Raw genomic sequence first — 1,319 nt, forward strand, 5'->3', positions numbered from 1 at the left:
TGCCGTTACGCACCACCCCGTCAGTAGCTGAACAGGAGGGACAGCTGATAGAAACAGAAGCCACTGGAGCACCTCAAAAACACCATCATACACTAAATCAGTAAGTTGGCAGCATCACCAAATATCCGGCAGGTATGCTAAAAGGATAAATGGCGTTCTCTGTATTTATTCGCAATTATCTGTAGGACAAATATGGAGAGCTTGATGAGTCAGAGCTAAAACAGCAATTGATTAATAAACATGTTGATTTATTCAAGAAAATGGATGTATTTTAAATGTTGATTCTTAATATAACCTAATCAATAGATTATCAAGTGAGAGCTACACATTATTGGAGGGGCAGGGGAAAACACCATTTTGGGAACAATGCATCAGGTACTCTTACCACTGAAGCAAGATCATCCGGCACCAGGTGGTGGTGCAGTGCTTTGGAAATGGTCCCCTCGGGGGAGTTGTCATTATTTTCTATGCTATTTGCTTATTATATTCATCAGGTGAATTTAATAAATTCCTAATTTGAAATATCCACTATTAAGCTAGTGTTTAACGACGTTAAGATGGCAATGTGCAGATCATGTTATCAGGGTGGAGCGGTAGCGTATATTCCTTATACAAACCATCATTCATTTCAATGATTGTTATTGAATTATTTATTGTTGTGAATAAAAAGACATTATGAATATTGGTTTGACTTTGCATATCAGGTTTTTTATTACTCGCTGTAATGTACGAGCCTGTCGTGAATAACGTCGAGAACCCATCCGTTGCGTTTGTGATTATTTTGTTGACTAAACAGACACCCGTTTCTCTGAAGTAAAATCCCAGACTAAATCATCACATAACCATGACATTTTTCTGATATTCCCCGGTAACGCCAGATGTCGACTCGCTTATCTCATCCGCCCGACATGTTGTACATGCAATATGTGCGGATTATTATTCATTTTCACGGAGGTTGCTATGTCAACCGGATTACGTTTCACACTGGAAGTGGACGGCCTGCCGCCGGATGCTTTTGCGGTGGTTTCCTTTCATCTGAACCAGTCACTCTCTTCGCTCTTTTCCCTCGATCTCTCCCTGGTCAGCCAGCAGTTTCTCTCCCTTGAATTTGCGCAGGTGCTGGACAAAATGGCCTACCTGACGATATGGCAGGGCGATGAAGTACAGCGCCGGGTGAAAGGCGTGGTGACCTGGTTTGAACTACCAGACCCGTTATGAATACGACCGCTTCGGCCAGATGACGGCGGTCCACCGCGAGGAAGGCATCAGCCTTTACCGCCGCTATGACAACCGTGGCCGGTTAACCTCGGTGAAAGACG

The 1,319-nt window shown here is 43.4% G+C and carries 1 protein-coding gene and 2 pseudogenes; 2 read left to right on the forward strand and 1 reads right to left on the reverse strand.

Going from position 1 to position 1,319, the window contains the following annotated elements:
* Positions 1 to 64 (reverse strand): IS1 family transposase (locus tag K0778_RS26110; RefSeq protein WP_001676991.1); only part of this gene is annotated, 64 nt, incomplete at its 3' end.
* Between the two features lie 896 nt (positions 65 to 960).
* Here K0778_RS26110 and K0778_RS26115 point away from each other — a divergent pair.
* Together K0778_RS26115 and K0778_RS28750 are read left to right on the forward strand one after the other, a co-directional pair.
* Positions 961 to 1,203, forward strand: a pseudogene (locus tag K0778_RS26115) (hypothetical protein); the annotation flags it as partial.
* A pseudogene (locus tag K0778_RS28750) lies at positions 1,202 to 1,319 on the forward strand (hypothetical protein); the annotation flags it as partial. The pseudogenes K0778_RS26115 and K0778_RS28750, both read left to right, overlap by 2 nt.

Source organism: Escherichia sp. XD33 (assembly GCF_019375075.1).
Classification (GTDB): Bacteria; Pseudomonadota; Gammaproteobacteria; order Enterobacterales; family Enterobacteriaceae; genus Enterobacter; species Enterobacter flexneri_A.